Consider the following 834-nt stretch of genomic DNA (forward strand, 5'->3'; position numbering starts at 1 on the left):
ACCGCGTTGCGGCCGTCGAACCGGGCCTTGCCGGCGCGATAGGCGGCGGCGATGCCCTCGGTCAGCATCACCTGCGGTGCCACCTGCTGCAGCGCCGCGGCGGCCGCCTGCACAAAGGCATCGCCTTCCGCGCCCTTTTCGACTACGGCGATGCCGGGATTGGTACAGAACTGGCCGGCGCCCAGGCTCAGCGACCCGGCCCAGCCGGTGCCGATCTCGTCGCCGCGGGCCGAACATGCCCCGGGCAGGATGAACATCGGGTTGACGCTGCCCAACTCGCCGAAAAACGGGATCGGTTCGGGGCGCGCGGCGCAAAGGTCGAACAGCGCCCGGCCGCCGCCCAGCGAGCCGGTGAAGCCCACCGCCTTGATCAGCGGGTGCTGTACCAGCGCCTGGCCGACATCGCGCTTGCCGCCCTGGATCAGGGAAAACACGCCGGCGGGCATATCGCATCTCTGGATCGCGGCATGGATCGCCTCGGCGACGATCTCGCCGGTGCCGGGATGGGCGGAATGGCCCTTGACCACCACCGGGCAGCCGGCGGCCAGCGCCGCGGCGGTGTCGCCGCCGGCGGTGGAGAAGGCCAGCGGGAAATTCGAAGCGCCGAACACCGCCACCGGGCCGATCGGGCGCTGGACCATCTTCAGATCCGGGCGCGGCAGCGGCTGCCGTTCGGGCAGCGCCGGATCGTGGCGCAAGTCGCGATAGGCGCCGTCGCGGATATGGCTGGCAAACAGCCGCAGCTGGCCCACGGTGCGCCCGCGCTCGCCCTCCAGCCGCGCCGCCGGCAAGCCGGTCTCGGAACAGCCGATTTCGGTGATCGCGGCGCCGCGC

1 protein-coding gene is annotated in these 834 nt (G+C 72.1%); it reads right to left on the bottom strand.

What is annotated here, in order from left to right; translation table 11 throughout:
* Positions 1 to 834 (bottom strand): aldehyde dehydrogenase family protein (locus tag CVM52_RS26195; RefSeq protein WP_133120023.1); only part of this gene is annotated, 834 nt, incomplete at both ends.

Source organism: Pseudooceanicola lipolyticus, assembly GCF_002786325.1.
Lineage (GTDB): Bacteria > Pseudomonadota > Alphaproteobacteria > Rhodobacterales > Rhodobacteraceae > Pseudooceanicola_C > Pseudooceanicola_C lipolyticus.